We start from the raw sequence: 20,074 nt of genomic DNA on the forward strand, positions 1-20,074 counted from the left end.
ATGAAAACTTTTGAAAACACTTTAAATAAAACATACTATTTTTCTTCATGTGATATATGTGATGCTGCATGCTGTAAAGGATCTAATGGTACAATTTATTCACAACTTTTACTTGAAGACTTTAAAGAGATTTTTGAAAGTTTTCCAATTGTTTTTATGAAAGGGGAGTTAAACTACATAAAACCTGTTGTACTTCTTACAAATGGTATAAATAGCTGTAGATATCTTTTAAATAATAAATGCACAATTTATGAAAAAAGACCCTCTGTTTGCAAAGTTTATCCTTTAAGTCCACACTTAACAAATATCCCTTTTATAGACCTATTATGTCCAGCAGTTGGAATTGAAGGCAAAAGAATGATAAGTAATGGCGTTTTAGAAAAATCATTTAAACATAAGGTTTTTGAAGATTACCAAAACAAATATATAAAGATGCATTTTCATTTTGATAAATTTAATAAAGAAGAAAATTTCGAATTTTTAATAGAGATTAATGGAAATAAGTTTTATAGATTTAAAGAGGATTTTGAAGATGAATACTTAAAACTTCATCTCTCCTCTTTAAAAAATTTTGATAATTATTTTAAAATTTAACTAAGAATCTACCCACAGATTTTCCTGCTAATAATGCTTCATACGCTTCTTTAATCCCATCAATTGAGATTTCATTTGTTAAATCATCTAATGTACCTATTTTAAAATCACCTGCAACTTTTTCCCATGCAGCTTGTTTCTTTTCTCTTTTACATTCAACTGAATCAATTCCAACTAGTCTAACACCTCTTAAAATAAATGGGAATACATTAGTTGGTAATAAATGAGATGATGTTAAACCACAACAAGTAGCAACTCCATCATATTTTATCACTTTAAGTGCTTCTGCTAAAATATTTCCACCTACTGTATCAATAACTCCATCATACTTTTCACTTCCCATTGGTCTTTTGTTTTCAACATCAAAATCTGCTCTTAAGATAACATCTTTTGCTCCAAGTTCTTTTAAAAATGGGATTTTGTCCTCTTTACCTGAGATAGCTGTTACATTAAATCCTAATTTACTTAAGATTGCTACTGCAATAGAACCAACCCCTCCAGTTGCACCAGTTACTAAAATTTCACCTGAAGTAACGTTATTGTTTAATAGTTCATTTACAGAAAGTGCCGCTGTTAATCCAGCTGTTCCATATGTCATAATCTCTTTATCTGAAATACCCTCTGGAATTTTTACAACCCAAGATGCTGGAACTTTTACAAACTCAGAATGTCCACCATTTGTATTCATCCCTAAATCATAACCAGTAACTAAAACTTTTTCACCAACTTCAAAGTCACTTGAATTTGATTCTTCTATTGTACCAGCTACATCAATACCTGTAACATGTGGGAAAACTCTAGTAACACCTGGATTTCCAACAGAACTTAATGCATCTTTATAATTTAAAGAAGAATAAGTTGTTTTAATTAGAACTTCATTTTCAACAATCTCTGGTTTTTCTATTTCAACAACCCCTGAATCAAATTTTTTATCTTCAATTTTTTCTACAACATATGCTTTCATTTGTAATATCCTTTAAGTTTTTTTAAAAGTTTAACAAATATATGATATAATTGCAAGTACTAACAAAAAACATAGGTACTATCAAAAAGTATACTATGTGATTTTATGGAGTTTATGATGACAAAAAAAATAGAAATAAAAGAAAATTTTGAAAAATGTCCAGTTGAAACTGCCCTTGATATCTTAGCAGGGAAATGGAAAATCTTAATTTTATGGTATTTAAGAAGTAATACATTGAGATTCAATGAGCTTCAAAAACTATTACCAAGAGTTACTCAAAAAATGTTGATTCAAAAACTAAGAGAACTTGAAGAAGATGGAATTGTCCATAGAAAAGTTTACCCTGTTGTACCACCAAAGGTTGAATACTCTTTAACAGAATACGGAGAGACTTTAAAACCTATTTTAAAACAAATGTATTTATGGGGTGAAATTCACAAAGGGAAATTCCCTAAATAATTTTTTTTGATTTTTTCAAAGTGAAATAGATTATTGAACTAATTCCTGCATTTGATAAAATCATTGTCATAATCATAATTTGATACCTAACAGCAATTAAAGGGTCAACTCCAGATAAAATTTGCCCTGTCATCATTCCAGGAAGTGAGACAAGGCCCACAGCAAGTAAGGAATTAATTTGAGGTATCATACAAGCTTTAAAAGCTATTTCCCTTGCTTTTTCAAACTCTTCACCCCTTTGAGTCTCTTTTTCAAATCTTTCAATTGCAATTGATAAAGCATTCATAGCATTTGAAAATACCATCCCTGCAATTGGAATTACATATCTTGCTTCAAAGGGTGGCTTTAACTCTAAAACAAGAATTACTATAATGCCAAGATTTATAAAACCTGATATAGCTACAGAAGAGAATATTTGACCATAGTGTTTTAAGGATTTATTGCTTGTAACTCTTAATGTAATCCATGCAGAGACACTTATCATAAAAATCATAATAGCAAAATCTATATAGATACTTTTCGTTTCAAAAATAAAAACTAAAAGATATCCAATTGCAATAAGTTGAATAACCATTCTAAGTGTTGAGATTAATATCTCATCACTATTAAATGTCCATTTTTTATAAAAATACCAAACAAAGATAAGTGGAATAAAGGTAAGAGATAGATTAAAAAATGATATTGTTTGCATAAACTATCATTAGTTTGAACTTAGTAAATCTTTTAAACTATCTAAGGGGTTTTTCCCATCTAAGATTAGTTTTACCTCTTTTGCTATGGGAGTATAAATGTGATGTTTTTGAGATAATTTGTTTATAGCTTCAGCGGTCATTACACCTTCAGCTACTTCTCCTAACTCTTCTAAAATTTGCTCAAGTGATTTTCCTTCTGCAAGTCCAAGTCCAACTCTATAATTTCTACTTAAAGTTGAACTTGCAGTTAAAAATAGATCTCCAGCTCCAGAAAGTCCAATAAAACTAGATTTTTTGGCTCCAAAATGTTTTCCAAACCTTTGCATCTCCACTAAACCTCTAGAGATTAATGATGCTCTTGCATTGTTACCAAGATTTAATCCTGCACAAATACCACTAGCTATGGCAAGAACGTTTTTATATGCCCCTGAAACTTCTGCTCCAATTACATCTTTTGAATAATATACTTTTAAAAAGTTTGGGAAAAAAGGTTCAAATTCATTATAAAGTTTTTTTGATTTTGAATTTATAACAATAGCTGCAGGAAGTCCTTTTATAACTTCTGCTGCAAATGAAGGACCAGAGATAAAACCAGTATTTTTTGAAGGCATAAACTCTTCATAAATCTCATTTAAAAACTGTCCACTTGAAGCTTCAATACCTTTAGAAGCCACAAGAACTTTTTGCCCTTTGTATACGAAATTATCTTTTAGCCATTGCTTTATTTGTTGAGCAGGAATTGCAATAACTAAATATTCACAATTTAAAGCAGTATTCAAATCAACAAAGTTTCTAATATCTTTTTTTGTTCTTGAAGTTATTAGACACTCTTGTTTAGCAGATAAAGCAAAGTGCAAGGCTTGACCCCACTTTCCTGCTCCAATTACTGCAATAGATTTTTTTGTCATTTATGATAATCTTTGCTTTAATAATTCATTTACTTTTGCTGGGTTTGCACTACCTTTAGAAGCTTTCATTGTCTGACCAACAAAGAATCCAAATAGTTTTTCTTTCCCACCTTTATATTCATTTACCTTATCTTCATTTGCAGCTAAGATTCCATCAATAATCTCTAAAATAGCTCCATCATCAGATACTTGTTTTAAACCAAGTTTTTCAATAACTGCATCAACATCTGCATCATTTTCAACTAAATTATCTAAAACCTCTTTGGCTGCTTTACCAGATATTGTTCCATCTTCTATTCTTTTTACAAGTGTAGCCAATGTTTTTGCTTCAACTGGAGAGTTTTCAATAGAAACACCCTCTTTAAATCTTCCTGGTAATTCAACTGTTAACCATGTTGCAGCATTTTTACCTGAAATATTTTCTTTCATCATCTCATCAAAATACTTAGCCATCTCTAAAGAAGCAGTTATAACAGAAGCGTCATACTCTTTAAGTCCAAATTCTTTTACAAATCTCTGTTTTTTCTCATCTGGAAGTTCAGGAATCTTTGAATATTTTTCCATCATATCATCTGTAATGATTAAAGGTAAAAGGTCTGGGTCTGGGAAATATCTATAATCAGCAGCATCTTCTTTGCCTCTCATAGATCTAGTTTCACCAGAATCTGGATCAAATAGTCTTGTTTCTTGAACAATCTCTGTATCATGAATTCCATCTTCCCATGCTTCAATATGTCTATTTACTTCATATTTAATAGCTTTTTCAATGAACTTAAATGAGTTCATATTTTTAATTTCACATCTTGTATAAAGCTTATCATCACCTTTAGGTCTAATAGAAACATTTACATCACATCTAAATGAACCCTCTTGCATATTTGCATCACTTATTCCAAGATATCTTACAATTGAGTGAAGTTTTTTAAGATATAAAATTGCCTCATCTGCATTTCGCATATCTGGTTCAGATACAATTTCCAATAAAGGTGTACCTGCTCTATTTAAATCTACATGTGAAACGCTTCCAGCATGGATATTTTTACCTGCATCATTTTCTAAGTGTGCTCTAGTTACACCTATAGTTTTAGAGGTCCCATCTTCAAAATCAATAACTAGTTCACCAAAACCTACAACAGGTACTTCAAATTGCGAAATTTGATATCCATTTGGTAAATCTGGATAAAAGTAATTTTTTCTATTAAAAATTGATTTTTGATTAATTTGCGAATTAAGAGCAGTTCCAAGCATAATTGCTTTATGTACTGCTTCTTTGTTTAATACAGGTAAAGCCCCAGGAAGACCTAAACATGTTGGACAAACATTTGTATTAGGCTCTTCACCAAAACTTGTTGCACAAGAACAAAAAAGTTTTGACTTAGTATTTAACTGTACGTGTACTTCTAATCCTATAATTACTTCAAACATCTATTTCCTTTTATCTTACTATTTTTATATCTGCAGATAGTTTTAGTTTCTCAAAATAATCTTTTAAATATGTTTGTTCTCTATCTTGCATAATTATGTTAAAAATTCTATCTTTTACATTTTCAAAAGCTATTGTTTGTTGATTTTCTTTTTGAACAATCATTAATGTAACAAATTGTTTATTTGATGTAAAAATTGGCGTAAATTGGTTTATCTTTGTTTCATTAATCACATATCTTAATTGTGGATTTAAAGTTGTTTGGTCTAAATCAATTGGTGCGCTTGTAACCCCTGGTAAGTTTACCATTGGGTTTTGAGTAACTTTAATCAAATCTGCTTTATTTGTTGAAGCATACTGAACTGCTTTTACTGTTGAAGCTGCTTTAAATTGATTTTGATTATTTTCATAATAGATTTTTAAATCCTCTTCAGTAGCAATTTTAATATTTCCTCTTACTAATTTTTGAGTTAATTTTTCTCTGATAATTTGTTGTTTTGTTTGTTCTTCATAAGCTTCATAGTTTTTATATTTTTGTTTAATTATTGATTTGAAAGTATATAAATCCATACCATTTGAAGCTGCTATCTTCTCTAAATAATTATTAACATCAAAAATATCTGCTGTTATATTGTTTTTTTGAACTAATTCTTGAAATAAAGCTTCATCAACTAATTGACTAACTGCTTCATCTTTTGGAATGTTTCTTTCAACTTTCCTTTTTTCAATATCATAAAGAGTGATTGGTGTATCATTAACAACTAAAGCTATTGCATCTATCATTCCTGCAAATGCAACACTTGAAGTTAAAAGAAGAGTAAAAAATACTTTTTTACCTGTTGACAGAATTCCATATTGTTTCATCATTTTATCCTTTTTCTTAAAAACAGATATTTTACCAAAGAAAAGGTAAATATCTGTTTTGTCCAAAAAAAGATTAGATGTTTTTAGCTTTTGAAGTTCTATCAATAAGATAGAAAATTGAGTTGTAATCTAAGCCTGAGTATTCACTAAGACCAATTTCACATGTCTTAGATGTAGAAAATGCAAGTTTTGCATCTTTTATATCATCTTTTAAGAATCTTAGTGCTGATTTATTTAATTCTGGGAAATTAAAACCTCTATCTCCTGCAAATCCACAACATTTTACATTTTCTGGAACAATAACTTTCTTAGCACACATGCTAGCTAATTTTACAAAGTTTTCATGTAAGCCCATTTTTCTTGTTGTACAATTTGTATGAATAGTGATTGGGTCATCAATTTTTTCAAACTCTAAAGCATCAACTAAATACTCAAGTGAGAAATCAATTGGCTCGTAGATTTTCATATCTGAAGAGAAATTATCAAGCATCTTCTTAGTACAAGTACCTGTTTCACAAAGTACAGGAATCTTACCATTATTTGTGATTTTTAATAACTCTTTTTCTAATTCATCTGATTTCATTTTCTCTTGTTCTTTAAACCCTTTTGAAGCAAAAGGGGTACCACAACAAAGTTCAGCTAAATTATCTGGGAATAAAATTTGAAAGCCAGCTTTTTTAAGAACTCTAACTGTTACATCAAATAGTTCCTCTTCTTCGCTACTTTCGCTATTTCTACCCATTGATCTTGCTAAACAAGATGGAAAATAAACAATTTTTTTATCACTTGATTTTTGTTCAAATGTAGTATCAATATTGGTAGCCTTCGGTAAATATGGTGACCATTTTGGAATTGCTCCACCTGACCATTCTCTAAAAGTTGATGTAAGAGAACCCATAGAAGCAGTTCCTAAAATTTTATGAACTAAATTTGCTCCTCCTAAACCAAATCTCATACCACTTAATGTTGAAGCATAATTGTTTGCAATTTTTGTAGCAATAGAGTTTGCTCTAGGACTGATTTGTTCATATCTTAGATGTTTTGTTAATGCTCCTGTATCAATTTTAACAGGACAAGCTGTTGCACATAATGAACATGCGGCACAAGTATCAACTCCATCATATTGATATAAATCTTTATACTCTTTAGCTTCTTCAAATTTCCCATCATCTTCAAGTTGAGAAATAAGTCTATTTACTGTAATTCTTTGTCTAGGAGTTAATGTAATATCATTTGAAGGGCAAGTTGGTTCACAAAAGCCACATTCAATACATTTATCTACTAATTCATTTGTAGCAGCCATAGGTTTAAGATTTTTTAGATGTGCTTCTGCATCATCATTGATAATTACACCAGGATTTAATAGATTTTTTGGGTCAAAAAGATTTTTAATTCTTTTCATCATTTCGTAGGCAGTTTTACCCCACTCTACTTCAATAAAAGCCGCCATATTTCTTCCTGTACCATGTTCAGCTTTTAAGCTTCCCTCATACTTAACAGCAACAGAATTTACAACATCATTCATAAAAGCATCATATCTTTTCACCTCAGATTCAATTGAGAAATCTTGAGTAAATACAAAGTGAAAATTTCCTTCTAATGCATGTCCAAAAATAAGTGCTTCACTGTAACCATGTTTTTTAAATAAGTCTTGAAGTTCTAAAGTTGCTTCTGCTAATCTTTCAATAGGATAAGCAACATCTTCAATAATAACAGTAGTTCCAAGTTCTCTAACTGCTCCAACTGCTGGAAATAAACCTTTTCTAATCTTCCAATATAAAGTATATTCAGCTACGTCTTTAGTAAAGTAGATATCTCTTAGTACTTCAAATTCTGCTAATAACTCTTGTAATTGTTTAATTTGGATATCAAGAGCTTCATCACTAACTGCCCTTGTTTCAATTAATAATGCAGTTACATTCTCACCAAAATCTTTGATGTATTCAGGCATAGCTGGATCATTTTCAATACTTCTAAGCCCTGCTCTATCCATAAGTTCAACGGCATCAACAATGATTGTTCCTGCTTCACGTGCAAGTTTTAATTTTGTAACAGCATTACATGCTTCTTCTACATCTTTAAAATATATTAAAGCACTTGATTTATCTTTTAAATCTTCAACTGTTTCATAGGTAATCTCTTCAATAAATGCTAATGTACCTTCACTTCCAATAATTAGGTGTTGTAAAATTTCAAACTCATCTTCAAAATCAATTAGTGCATTTAAAGAGTATCCACATGTATTTTTGATTTTAAATTTCTTCTCAATTTTAGCTCTTAAAGCCTCATCATTTACAGTATCTCTTGCAATTTGTTTTAAACCTTGTAGAAATTCACCATGAGATTTTCTAAATGCTAATTTTGATTCCTCATCAGCTGTGTCTAATTTTGTACCATCTTTAAAAACAAGTTTCATTGATGATAAAGTTTTATATGAGTTTTGAGAGATACCACAGCACATACCAGAAGCATTGTTTGCTGCAATTCCACCAATCATAGCTGCATTAATTGAAGCTGGGTCTGGACCAATTTTTTTACCAAATGGGGCTAAGATATTATTTGCTTCAAGACCTGTAAGTCCTGGTTCTAATGAGATTAAAGACTTATCCTCTGAAACTCTAAAGTCTCTGAAGTTTCTTGAAGTAACAATCAAAATTGAATCAGAGATTGCTTGTCCTGAAAGAGAAGTTCCTGCTGCTCTAAAAGTAGAACTTAATTCCATTTCATGTGCTAATTCTAAAATTGTTGCTACCTCATCAGCATTATCAGTTTTGATAACAATTTTTGGAGTTAGTCTGTAAAATGAGGCATCAGTACCATATGCATAAGTATGTAATTTATCCGTAAAGATATTCTCTTTTTTTAGTTTTTGTGATATTTGATTATAAAAATCTAGATATTTCCCTTCTAACATTATCTTTCCTTATTTCTTCATTTTATTGATTATATATTTTTTGTGTGATATTAATATGTTATTTTAGGATTATTCAAGGCGTGGAACGGTGTAAATTCTTTGTTGAGGATCATCAATAAAACTGTTCATCCTATCACAAATTTGTAGGACAATATTTTCAATTAAGCAAATAACTAATGACATTTTAACCTTTTAAAAGAGAGTTTTAAAAACTCTCTTTTGATTACATATCTGCACTCATACCAAAAAATTCTGGATAGAAAGCAACAATAAACAATACTATTACTTGTATTGCGATAAAAGGTATTACCCCTTTATAAATTTGACTCGTACTAACACTAGCTGGAGCACACCCTTTTAAGTAAAATAAGGAGAATCCAAATGGTGGTGTTAAGAATGAAGTTTGTAAGTTCATAGCTATAAGAATAGCAAACCATACTGGATTTATTCCTAATGTCTCAGCAACTGGAATTAAAATTGGCACAATTATATAAGAAATTTCAATAAAGTCAATAAAGAAACCTAACACTAAAATTGCTAACATTGTAAAGATTACAAATCCCCATTTTTCATCACCTGGTAAACTTAACATTAAATGCTCAACAACTTCTTCTCCACCTGTATATGAAAATACCATTGAAAAGGCTGTTGCACCAATTAAGATACCAAATACCATTGAAGTAATTTTAACAGATTCTAGTGCTGCTTCTTTTACCATTCCAGTAGTAAATGTTCTATACATTAAAGAAAGTCCAATTGCACCAATACATCCAACTGCTGCAGATTCAGTAGGTGTTGCAACACCTGCAAAAATAGAACCTAAAACTAAAATAATTAGTGTCAGCGAAGGAATAATATCAATTAAAGCTCTAATTACTTGTTTTGTTTTATTTCCTCTGCTTGGGTCTGCTGGAATAGCTGGAGCCATATCTTTACTTACAAAAGATAAAATTAAAATATATAAAATATATGAACCAACTAATGCAAGTCCTGGCCATACTGCTGCTGCGAAAAGGTCTCCAACTGGAACTTGAAAAACATCACCTAAGATAATTAATACAATAGATGGAGGAATAATCTGTCCTAGAGTTCCTGAGGCACATATGGTACCACAGGCCATTGGGGTATTGTATTTATATTTCAGCATAACTGGAAGTGAAATAACACCCATTGCTACAACTGAAGCACCAACAACACCAGTAGATGCAGCAAGTAATGTTCCAACTAAAACTGTTGAAATTGCAACACCACCTCTAATCTCTCCAAATAAAAATCCCATAGATTCAAGAAGTCTTTCAGCAAGTCCAGTTTTTTGTAAAACAATTCCCATAAAAATAAACATAGGAATTGCCATCAAAATTGTACTTTGCTGAATAGAAAAAATTCTATAAGGCATAAACTCAAACATTGAGATACCTTCTAACCAACCTTCTTGAAGAAGATCCATAAAGGCTTGTCCCTCTTCTGCATATTTAAATATTTCAATAAATCCTGCTGCAATTCCAAAAAATACTGATACAGCTGCAAATGTAAAGGCAACAGGGAATCCAATAATCAGCATAAATAATGCTGTAAAGAACATTACTATACCAATCATTTTTCTTCTCCTTTTCTATTCTCTTTTGGCTCATCATCAGATCCATCAATATTTACCACATGGAATTTGTGTTCTTCTAAATCACATTTTAGATTTTCAATTTCACCTTTTAAGTTATACTCATCAAGTACACTATAACCTTTGTATATATTAAGATTTTTAATAAAAAATCCAATTGTTGTAATAATCAAAAGTAAAAAAGATAATGGAATAAGTGCTTTTACAATCCATCTGTATGGTAATCCACCTGGATCCCCACTACCTTCCATAGAAATAAATGCCTCTTTAACATTTGCAATTGAATCAATACCAACTAAAATAGAAATTGGTAAAATAAAAACAACAGCACCAAACATATTAATCATAGCTTTTTTTCTTGGGCTTAATTTATCATATACTAAGTCAACTCTAACATGTCCATCTTCTTTTAGTGTATAACTAATTCCAATTAATATAATTACAGAAAATAGGTGCCATTCCATCTCTTGCATTGCAATAGATCCTGATCTAAAAAAGTATCTCATAACAACATCATAAAATACATTTAAAATCATAAGTACCATTGCTACAGCTGTGATAAGTCCGATAATATCAGCAAACTTATCAAAACCACGCTCTAGTTTTAATAACATAAAAATTCCTTTGGGTAATGTCTAAATATGTTAATAAGTAAGAAAAACATATCCTTCGTATATTTATCTTACCTATTTTTAAATAAAGCAACCCCTTTTCCTAAAGAAAAGAGGTTACAGGAAGAAGATATTATAAGTTATCTTTTAAGTAAAGATAATCTGACATCTCAGTCCATTTTCTAACTTTTTTCTGATAAGCTTCTTGTGAATCTAAAATCTCTTTTAACATTGGATTTTTAGCTTTCATTTCAGTTCTTAATTCAGCATTTGTTTTTTTCATAGCATCCATAACTGGTTTTGGGAAAGTTTTAACTTTAATATTTGGATAATCTTTCTCAATTGAAGCCCAAGCCTCAGCACTCATGTGATAATTTTGTAAATACATATCAAACGCTGTTGCTTTCATAGCTGTAACAAGGATTGCTTGTAAATCTTTTGGTAATTTATTAAATTTTTTCTCATTTACCATATATTGTAAATCTAATCCAGGTTCATGCCATCCTGTATAGTAGTAAGGAGCAATTTTGTTGAATCCCATGTTAATATCCATACCAGGTCCAACCCATTCAAGAGCATCAATTGTTCCTCTTTCAAGTGATGTATATAATTCACCTGGAGCAATATTAGTAACTGTTAATCCTAATTTTGCCATGATTTCACCAGCAAATCCAGGAATTCTCATTTTAAGACCTTTTAAGTCATCAACAGTATTAATCTCTTTTCTAAACCATCCACCCATTTGGTTTCCAGTACTTCCACCAGGGAATGCTAATACTTTATGTTTTTTATAAACTTTTTTCATAAGTTCCATACCACCACCGTAGTAGAACCAAGAATATTGTTCAGGTGTAGTCATACCAAACGGCATAGTTGAAAATGGTAATGTATTGATATCTTTACCTTTCCAGTAGTATGATGCAGAGTGACCCATTTCATATTGACCACCTTTAACCATATCTAAGATACCAAGTGCAGCTTTGTGTTTATTTGATGCATCAACTCTAATTTTAAGTCTTCCATCAGACATCTCTTCAACCATTTTTGCCATTTTTGTTGGCGCATCAATAAATGGATGTAAAGTTGGTCCCCAAGTTGTTGCTAGTTTCCACTTATATACTTTTTTTGCCATAGCATCTGTTGTTGCTAATCCAGCAACTAATGCAGTTGCTACAAGTAGTTTAGTAGTTTTACCAAACATTTTCATATGATCTCCTTTTTTTGTGTCTCGGAAAAATTGTAACAACCATATATGATAATGACATGATATTTTCGTAAATTTTTTCGATAAAATCCCTATAAATGGGGGTTTGTGAGCATATGTTCATAAAAATAGCAAAATGCTACTTTTATGCTATTTTTGACTATTTAGTCCACTTTAAACTTATATCCAGTATCTACTACTGTTTCAATATAATCTTTTTTTACTACTTTTCTAAGACGTCTAACAAGACTTCTAATTGATTCAATTGATACAAAAGAACCTTCCCAAACATAATTTTCTATTGCCTCATAAGTAAGTACTTGATTTTTTTTTGTTAAAAAAAGATTGATTAATAATCTTTCTTTTTTTGTAAGCCTTTGGGTTTCACCATCAATTGTAATTGTTGAAGATTTATAATCAAAGTAGCAATCTTTATCAAAGGTGATCAGATCATTAGTAATTTGACAAAGCCTCTCAACTTTTATTTCAAGTTCATCTATAAAAAATGGTTTTTTTAGATAATCATTACAACCAAAATCATAGGATTCTTTTATTACATCAAGTTCAACTGAAGCAGAAATTATGATAACTGGAACTTCTGAATAAAACTCTCTAATCTTTTTTAAAATCTTTATTCCATCAATATTTGGTACATTTATATCTAATATAAAACAAGAGAACCCTTCGGTTATATTATTGAATGCTTCTTTCCCATCCACGAAACTAAATACTTTGTAGCCTTTTAATTCGAGCCTTTTTTTAATTGTTGCATTTAGCTTAACATTATCTTCAAGAAGCATTATTTTCATTTGCTAACCTTTTATTGTGAGGAAGTTTTATTGTGAATATAACATATTTGTCTTTATTTTTTACACTAATTGTTCCGTTCATCTTATCTTCAATTATTACCTTTGCCATATAAAGACCAAAACCTGTTCCATCTTTTTTAGTAGTGAAATATGGTTCGAATATCTTATCAATAATATTTTCATCTATATTTCCAGCATCATCAATAATCTCAATTGTAGTGTATGTATTACAACTTGAAATATTAATCGTGATATTGTATTTTTTTGAACTATTTTTTTCTAGGACTTTATTTTTAGCATTGTTTATTAAATTTAATAAAACCTGTTTAAACTCATTTTCATAACCATAAATTAAAAGTTCCTCTTTATCATACTCATAATTAAAGTGAAGGTTTATATTTGAATAAAATATTTGTTTACCAATAACTTCAAAGATATCTTCAAAAGCCTTTCTAATGGCAAATAGTCTTTTACTAGTTGAGGGTTTTAAAAAGTTTCTAAAATCACTTAGTGTTTTTGACATATATTTTATTTGCACCATTGAATCATTTACAAACTCTTTTACTTGAACATCTTTTAATTCATTTAATAAAAATGAGGTTTGTATATCTTGAACTTGTGCAGACAATTCAACTAAAGGCTCATTCCACTGGTGAGCAATTGCGGCAACCATATCACCCATTTCAGCTAGTTTTCCTTGTTGTATTAAAAATTGTTTTTGTTGTATTCTTTCAGTTATATCATCCATAATACAAACAATTCCACCAATTGAGCCATCATTGTCTAAATATACTGCTTTATTGATAATTATATGTTTCATATGATTGTTTGGAAGATGCAAGGTTACTTCAGAAGTATTAGTCCCATGAGTTTTTAAAAGCTCTTCATCAACTTTTTTATTCTTTTTTGCCACTGCTGGATCAAAAAAATCTTTTGCAGTTTTTCCTATTACATCTTTTTTGGGAACACTTAAAAGTTCACAAAAGGCTTTATTACAACCTAAAAATTTACCATCTTTGTTTTTATAATAAATTGGATTTGGCAAGGTATCAAGTAATACCTTATCAAATTTGATTCTATTTTGTAAATCTTTTTCAACAAGCTTTCTTCTTTGAATATTTGCCTTCATTGAAAATACCATAATAAGCAAAATAGCAATTATTGTCACTGTGATTATTACTAATTTTGTGTATTTTCTAATAAAAGAATGAGGTTCATTTATTATTGAGTACTCTTTTAAAATCTCTGATACATCTAAATCAAATCTATTTAATTCATTATAATCAAAAAGGTACTTATTGGGAGATTTTTCTAAAATAGGTATGTTATAGACTTTTTCACCATTTAAAACCCGTAAAGCCATTTTAGAAACTGCCTCTCCTTGAGCTTTTGCAGAGGTTAATAATCCCCCAACAATCCCATAATCTAAATAGAAATCCCATAAACCATAAAGGGGAACTTTGCTTACTTTTCTTATCGCTTTTACACTTTGTCTATAAGTGAAATATTTTCCTGTTTTATCTTTAAAAAGTAAAACCAATAAAATTGCACTATTTGAATCTAATTTTTTAATCTCTTTTTGAATATTTTTTAAATCTAAATCATCTATATATTCAATTTTTAATCTATTTTTATATCTTTTCATAATAGGTTCTAAATCTTTTTTCATGGCCATACCTGTTTTAGACTTATCGTTTATAATCATTAATTTTTCTAAATTAGGTTGAAGATTTAAAATCAGTTCAAAGTTTTTTTCTAAGTCAACTTGCTCAACAACTCCACTCATATAGTGGGTTACAAAGTTGTCATCTAGAATTGATTTATTGAAATTATTAATACCACAAAAAAGTACAGGTGAGCTTGGGAATAAAAAATCATGGTATTTAACTAAAAAATCAAAGGCATTGTTATCACTTACAATAACCAAATCAAAATTTCTGTTTGCAATTTTTTCTTTATATAAATTTGCTAATTTATAAAAATAGTTTTCCCCCACAACTCTTTTTGTATCCATATAAAAAGTTGTAAGTTCAATATTATCATAGGGTTCAAATTTTTTTTCTATTTCTTTAGAGATGTCATCTGTCCACTTATATCCTTTATGATATGAATGAATCAGTAACACCTCTTTATTTTGTGCATGTAAAAAGTTTAAAAAAAGTAATAAAAATAGGATTATTTTTTTCATAAAAGATTATATCATTAATCAATAAAAATTACATATCCTGATTTTGGTCCATGGGCTCCTATTACTAATGATTGTTCGATATCTGCAGTTTTCGATGGACCACTTACAAATACTCCATATGTTGATTTATCAAAGTTTATCTGCTCATAGGCCTCATGCATATTATGAACAATATTTTTTTTATCTACTACAATAACAATATTTTGTGCAATAAAATATAAACTTCTATGTCTATTATCTGGATTATTTAACCACACTGCACCATTTTCAGAAATTGCAACATCACCTTTTACCACTGCTAAATCTATATCTTTTAGATTGTGTGCGTCATCTTGTGCATTTGAATCAAAATTCCCAAGGGTAAAACCATCCACATTTGAAGCTATTTGTTTTTCATTGGGATATAATTCTAAAATTGTTTTATCTAATTCTTCTTTTTTTATAAAAAGTGCTTTCCCTCCAACACTTTCAAGCATTGTAGAGAACTGTTCATAGGGATTTTCATATTTAATCCCAATATTTTTATAAGAAGGTAACTCTGTATCAACAACTACATTATTTTTTCTAATGCTTTGTAAAATTTGCTCTTTACTTGTCATTTTCTAATCCTTCTTTGTAAATCTCTTTAAAACTTTTCTTTGGAAAAGGTGGTAATTCTCTGCCCTCTCCCCAAACGTTAAATTTATTATATAAAAGTGCCCTTGGCATAATAGGAACTAGTTTTCTTGCAACTTTTCCTGCAAATGTAAATAGTTTTGGTTTTGTCATTAGCCAAACAGCTGCTTGCATAATTACTTTTTTCTTAGTTGAAATAATATTTTTTTCCCTTAAGTCTTGTCTATGTGTATACAACTGAGAATCAAGGTCAATTTTAACTGGACACACATTTGTACAAGAACCACATAAACTACAAGCAAATGATAAGGTTTTATGTTTTTTAGGATCCCTGAATGTTCCTAATGTTGAACCTATAGGTCCAGGGATAACATAATCGTATGAATGACCACCACTTCTTCTATAAATTGGACAAGTATTCATACAAGCACCACATCTAATACAGTTTAAAGCTTTTTTATAAGATTTTGATTGTAAGAAAGGACTTCTTTTGTTATCAACTATGACAATATGCATCTGTCCACCCTCAATTGGTCCATGAAAATGTGATGTATATGAAGTAATAGGTTGTCCTGTTGCACTTCTTGCAAGTAATCTTGTAAAAACACTTAAGTCTTCAAGTCTAGGGATGATTTTTTCAATACCCATTGATGCAATATGCAGTTTTGGTAAAGAAGCCCCCATATCTGCATTTCCTTCATTTGTACAAACTACAACTCCACCTGTTTGTGCTATTGCAAAGTTTACACCAGTGATTCCTGCATCTGCGTTTAAAAATTTTTCTCTTAGATGTGCCCTTGCTGCTCTTGTTAAATATGTTGGATCTGAATTTCCTTTTTCAGTATTTAATTCTTTATGAAAAGTATCAGATACATCCTCTTTTTTTAAGTGAATTGCAGGAAGAACGATATGTGAAGGAACCTCTTTTCTAAATTGAACAATCCTTTCACCTAAGTCTGTATCAACAACTTCTAAACCTTTACCTTCTAAATAAGGATTTAAATGGCACTCTTCAGTTAACATAGATTTTGATTTAACAACTTTTTTTACACTGTTTTCTTTTAAAATTTTATATACTATTTCATTGTGCTCCTGCGCATCCTTTGCAAAATGCACTTTAATACCTTTTTTAGAAGCATTCTCTTCAAACTCTAAAAGATATTTATCAAGATTTGCCATAGTATGTGTTTTTACTTGATCTGCAAAAGTTCTTAGTTGTTCCCACTCAGGAATACCTTTAGAAGCTTTATCTCTTTTTTCCCTTACAAACCATAAGGCTTTATCATGCCAATGCATTCTTTCATCATTTGCAACAAACTCTTTTGCTTTAAGTGGGTGATTATGTATACTCATTTTTTACTCCCCTACTAAGATTTCAGTTATATGCATAACTTTTACTGGTAATTTTTCTCTATTGATTATACCTTCCATGTGCATCAAACAAGACATATCTGCACCTGTTATGATTTGAGCATCTGAATCAATATGATCTTTTATTCTATCTTTACCCATAGCTACAGAGATATCTGGTTCTGTTACAGAAAAAGTTCCTCCAAATCCACAACACTCATCTTCTCTATTTAATTCAACAATCTCTATACCTTCAACCATTTCAAGAAGATTTCTTAGTTTATTGTTATATGGAATATTTAGCTCTGTTGGTGTTCCTAAATCTAACATTCTATGTCCATGACATGAATTGTGCAGACCCACTTTGTGAGGGAATTTTGCATTTAGTTTTTCGATTTTTAAAACATCATGCAAAAATTCACTAATCTCATAAATTGATGTTTTTACTTTATTATAATCTTTATCATCTTCTTCAAAAAATGGTTTATAATGATCTTTTACTGTTACTACACAAGATCCCGTTGGAGCAACAACATAGTCATACTTCTTAAAAATATCAACAAACTGTTCTGCTAATACTTTCATGTCCTTTGAACACCCCGAATTTGACATGGCTTGTCCACAACATGTTTGTTCCATTGGATATTCTACTTCAATATCTAAATTTTTTAAAATGTTTAATGTTGCAATACCACAATTAGGGTAAAGTTCGTTCATAAAACAGGGAATAAACAAACCTACTTTCATTTTCTCTCCTAGTCTACCATTTGGCTTTTTTTTCATTATCTAGTCATTCTAATATCATTATATAAGAAAAGTGTGATAATTTTAGATAAATAGTTATCTATTTTTAATATTTTTTATATCTGTTTTTAATATAATAAAGGAAAAATGCAAAAAAAGACAACCCAAAAAAAACATACTCAAATAGCAAACTATACAATGAACTATATATATAATAATATAGACACAGATATAAATATTATCGAACTAGCAAATAAATTTGAACTTAGTCGTGTATATTTTCAAAATATATTTAAAGAACAAATAGGGAAAAATATATATGAAGCGATAAAAGATATTAGATTATATAAAGCTTCTAATTTATTACTTACCAATAAATCATCTACAATTAAGCAGGTTGCTATTATGTGTGGGTACTCTTCACAAACTTCATTTATAAGAGCATTTAGACTAAGATTTAATCAAACTCCTAAAGGGTGGAGAGAGGGAGGATATAAAAATTATGCTAATAATATTTTAAAAGATATTGATATTAATTTTGATGAGATTAAAAATCTTGACAAAAGTGAACCAAAGATTGTAAAAGTTGATCCTATGAAGATTTATTATCTAAGAAACAAAGGGTATAGTAAAGAGTCTTTAAAAAAAACATGGCAAAAGATTCAAGCTTGGATTTTTACTAATAACATAACAAAATATAAAGAATTAGCTTTTTACCATGATAACCCTGTAATTACTCCAGCAAAGGATTGTGTTTATGTTGCAGCAGTTTTTGTAGAAGAGGAGATAGATTTATCAAATACCAATTTACCTTATTTTAAAATCTCTGGAGGATTATATGCTTCTTTTGAGATTAGTGGAGTTCATGGAGATATCTTAAGATTATTACAATGGGTATATCAAGATTGGCTTCCAAAAAGTGGATTTGAAACTACAACAAACCCTGCTCATACCATATTAAAACAAAACCATTATACTCACATAAGTGGAAAGTTTGAAGCAACTTTATATCTTCCAATACAATATGTTTAATAATTGTTAAGAAATCTATTTCTTAATAAATATACTTGTGTCATTGGGTAGATATGGATTTGAAATGATTACTTTTTCACTTAATTTATTACAAAAATTGATAATTGATTCTTCTTTTATCTTATTAAAGGAGTCTTTTTTTAAGAAATTAAAAACAAAACCTTTTTTTGAAGAGTTAAAACATTTTTCTATTGCATAAAAAAACTCTTTCTCTTTTAAAATATTTAGTGAGCCACTACAAATTATGTAATCTTTTTTAGGAATATCCTCTTCTAAAAAGTTTAATATTTTAAATTCATTTTGGGGAAATCTTTTTTTTGATTCTGCTATCATGAAATCTTCACAATCAATACCTAGGTATTGCTTTGGTTTTATCTCTTTAGCTTCTAAAAAGTATAAGTAATCTGCAAAACCACAGCCCAAATCCAAAATTGAAGAGTTTTCTAAATCTTTGTGTAAAAATTTTGTCAACACTTCAAACCTAATATATTGATTTTTCATTGAATTCCAGTGAACTCCCCTTGCTGTAACGCCAAAGGTTTCATATGAAGATTTATAAAACTTATGATTTAACTCAGACATCTCTATTTAGTTTTTCTATGGTAACGCCATTATCTTTAATAAATTTAGATACAACTCCTGAGTTTGTATGTTCATAAGCTTTATCATAAACAATTCTTTTTATTCCTGCGGCAATTAAATTTTTTGAACACTCACTACATGGTTCAAGTGTTACATAAATAGTACCGTCTTCTATACTAATACCTTTTCTTGCTGCCCATATAATTGCATTCATCTCAGCATGAATCTCATAAGTTTTTGACCAATCATGATGATCTTTTGTATATTCATTATCCCAATGCTCACTACAATTTGTATATCCAGCTGGAGTTCCATTATATCCGGTTGATAGAATTCTTCCATCTTTTACTATTACTGCACCAACTTGTTTTGACACACATTTCGAAGCACTTGCAATCTCATGGGCAATGTTGATAAAGTTTAGGTCACTAATCATGCTTTTCCTTTAAAGTTATATATTAATTACATTAAAATTTCATTTAAATTGTAAAAATATAAACTGCTAT

19 protein-coding genes are annotated in these 20,074 nt (G+C 29.6%); 3 read left to right on the plus strand and 16 right to left on the minus strand.

All coding sequences use genetic code 11. The annotated features are described in order from the left end of the window. Nucleotides 1-594 (plus strand): YkgJ family cysteine cluster protein, encoded by a 594-nt coding sequence (locus AC2TY9_RS03160; RefSeq protein ID WP_489779486.1) that lies wholly within the window; start codon nucleotides 1-3, stop codon nucleotides 592-594. Here AC2TY9_RS03160 and AC2TY9_RS03165 read toward each other — a convergent pair. Beyond that, nucleotides 584-1,558 carry a YhdH/YhfP family quinone oxidoreductase gene (locus AC2TY9_RS03165; protein WP_489779487.1) on the minus strand — a complete coding sequence of 325 codons (975 nt, stop codon included), beginning with the start codon at nucleotides 1,556-1,558 and terminating at the stop codon, nucleotides 584-586. The genes AC2TY9_RS03160 and AC2TY9_RS03165 overlap by 11 nt on opposite strands. Nucleotides 1,559-1,675: 117 nt before the next feature. On the opposite strand from AC2TY9_RS03165, the gene AC2TY9_RS03170 reads away from it, so the two are divergent. Beyond that, nucleotides 1,676-2,017, plus strand: coding sequence for a winged helix-turn-helix transcriptional regulator (locus AC2TY9_RS03170; protein WP_489779488.1), 342 nt, complete (start codon nucleotides 1,676-1,678; stop codon nucleotides 2,015-2,017). On the opposite strand, the gene AC2TY9_RS03175 is transcribed toward AC2TY9_RS03170, so the two are convergent. From AC2TY9_RS03175 to AC2TY9_RS03235, 13 genes are all read right to left on the minus strand, one after another. Beyond that, the gene (locus tag AC2TY9_RS03175; RefSeq protein ID WP_489779489.1) at nucleotides 2,010-2,708 is read right to left on the minus strand and encodes an ABC transporter permease; all 699 of its coding nucleotides are present in this window, start codon (nucleotides 2,706-2,708) and stop codon (nucleotides 2,010-2,012) included. The genes AC2TY9_RS03170 and AC2TY9_RS03175 overlap by 8 nt on opposite strands. A 9-nt stretch (nucleotides 2,709-2,717) precedes the next feature. Beyond that, entirely contained in the window at nucleotides 2,718-3,617 is a 900-nt protein-coding gene (locus AC2TY9_RS03180) for an NAD(P)H-dependent glycerol-3-phosphate dehydrogenase (RefSeq protein WP_489779490.1), read from the minus strand. Then, nucleotides 3,618-5,042 (minus strand): Asp-tRNA(Asn)/Glu-tRNA(Gln) amidotransferase subunit GatB, encoded by a 1,425-nt coding sequence (gene gatB / locus AC2TY9_RS03185; protein ID WP_489779491.1) that lies wholly within the window; start codon nucleotides 5,040-5,042, stop codon nucleotides 3,618-3,620. 10 nt (nucleotides 5,043-5,052) lie between these two features. After that, nucleotides 5,053-5,904 carry a peptidylprolyl isomerase gene (locus AC2TY9_RS03190; RefSeq protein WP_489779492.1) on the minus strand — a complete coding sequence of 284 codons (852 nt, stop codon included), beginning with the start codon at nucleotides 5,902-5,904 and terminating at the stop codon, nucleotides 5,053-5,055. Nucleotides 5,905-5,977: 73 nt separating this feature from the next. After that, the gene (locus AC2TY9_RS03195; protein WP_489779493.1) at nucleotides 5,978-8,818 is read right to left on the minus strand and encodes an FAD-binding and (Fe-S)-binding domain-containing protein; all 2,841 of its coding nucleotides are present in this window, start codon (nucleotides 8,816-8,818) and stop codon (nucleotides 5,978-5,980) included. 223 nt (nucleotides 8,819-9,041) lie between these two features. Continuing rightward, nucleotides 9,042-10,415, minus strand: coding sequence for a TRAP transporter large permease (locus AC2TY9_RS03200; protein ID WP_489779494.1), 1,374 nt, complete (start codon nucleotides 10,413-10,415; stop codon nucleotides 9,042-9,044). After that, nucleotides 10,412-11,047: a TRAP transporter small permease subunit gene (locus AC2TY9_RS03205; RefSeq protein ID WP_489779495.1), complete on the minus strand. Its 636-nt coding sequence runs from the start codon at nucleotides 11,045-11,047 to the stop codon at nucleotides 10,412-10,414. Before AC2TY9_RS03205 ends, AC2TY9_RS03200 begins: the two co-directional genes overlap by 4 nt. A gap of 130 nt (nucleotides 11,048-11,177) precedes the next feature. Then, the gene (locus AC2TY9_RS03210) at nucleotides 11,178-12,251 is read right to left on the minus strand and encodes a TRAP transporter substrate-binding protein (protein WP_489779496.1); all 1,074 of its coding nucleotides are present in this window, start codon (nucleotides 12,249-12,251) and stop codon (nucleotides 11,178-11,180) included. Nucleotides 12,252-12,412: 161 nt separating this feature from the next. Beyond that, nucleotides 12,413-13,057 carry a response regulator transcription factor gene (locus AC2TY9_RS03215; protein WP_489779497.1) on the minus strand — a complete coding sequence of 215 codons (645 nt, stop codon included), beginning with the start codon at nucleotides 13,055-13,057 and terminating at the stop codon, nucleotides 12,413-12,415. Continuing rightward, nucleotides 13,038-15,245 carry an ABC transporter substrate binding protein gene (locus AC2TY9_RS03220; protein WP_489779498.1) on the minus strand — a complete coding sequence of 736 codons (2,208 nt, stop codon included), beginning with the start codon at nucleotides 15,243-15,245 and terminating at the stop codon, nucleotides 13,038-13,040. The genes AC2TY9_RS03215 and AC2TY9_RS03220 overlap by 20 nt, the downstream gene beginning before the upstream one ends. 14 nt (nucleotides 15,246-15,259) lie before the next feature. Then, on the minus strand, nucleotides 15,260-15,844 hold the full coding sequence (locus tag AC2TY9_RS03225) for a LutC/YkgG family protein (protein WP_489779499.1): 585 nt from the start codon (nucleotides 15,842-15,844) through the stop codon (nucleotides 15,260-15,262). Next, entirely contained in the window at nucleotides 15,834-17,213 is a 1,380-nt protein-coding gene (locus AC2TY9_RS03230; protein ID WP_489779500.1) for a lactate utilization protein B, read from the minus strand. The genes AC2TY9_RS03225 and AC2TY9_RS03230 overlap by 11 nt, the downstream gene beginning before the upstream one ends. A gap of 3 nt (nucleotides 17,214-17,216) precedes the next feature. After that, nucleotides 17,217-17,957, minus strand: coding sequence for a (Fe-S)-binding protein (locus AC2TY9_RS03235; protein WP_489779501.1), 741 nt, complete (start codon nucleotides 17,955-17,957; stop codon nucleotides 17,217-17,219). Between the two features lie 144 nt (nucleotides 17,958-18,101). Between AC2TY9_RS03235 and AC2TY9_RS03240 the strand changes: the two genes are divergently transcribed. Then, nucleotides 18,102-18,986: an AraC family transcriptional regulator gene (locus tag AC2TY9_RS03240; RefSeq protein WP_489779502.1), complete on the plus strand. Its 885-nt coding sequence runs from the start codon at nucleotides 18,102-18,104 to the stop codon at nucleotides 18,984-18,986. A 15-nt stretch (nucleotides 18,987-19,001) separates the two neighbouring features. On the opposite strand, the gene AC2TY9_RS03245 is transcribed toward AC2TY9_RS03240, so the two are convergent. Beyond that, nucleotides 19,002-19,568, minus strand: coding sequence for a methyltransferase domain-containing protein (locus AC2TY9_RS03245; protein WP_489779503.1), 567 nt, complete (start codon nucleotides 19,566-19,568; stop codon nucleotides 19,002-19,004). Then, nucleotides 19,561-20,004 (minus strand): deoxycytidylate deaminase, encoded by a 444-nt coding sequence (locus AC2TY9_RS03250; RefSeq protein ID WP_489779504.1) that lies wholly within the window; start codon nucleotides 20,002-20,004, stop codon nucleotides 19,561-19,563. The genes AC2TY9_RS03245 and AC2TY9_RS03250 overlap by 8 nt, the downstream gene beginning before the upstream one ends. Nucleotides 20,005-20,074 lie beyond the last annotated feature (70 nt).

It is taken from the genome of Arcobacter sp. ISO1, from assembly GCF_058105185.1.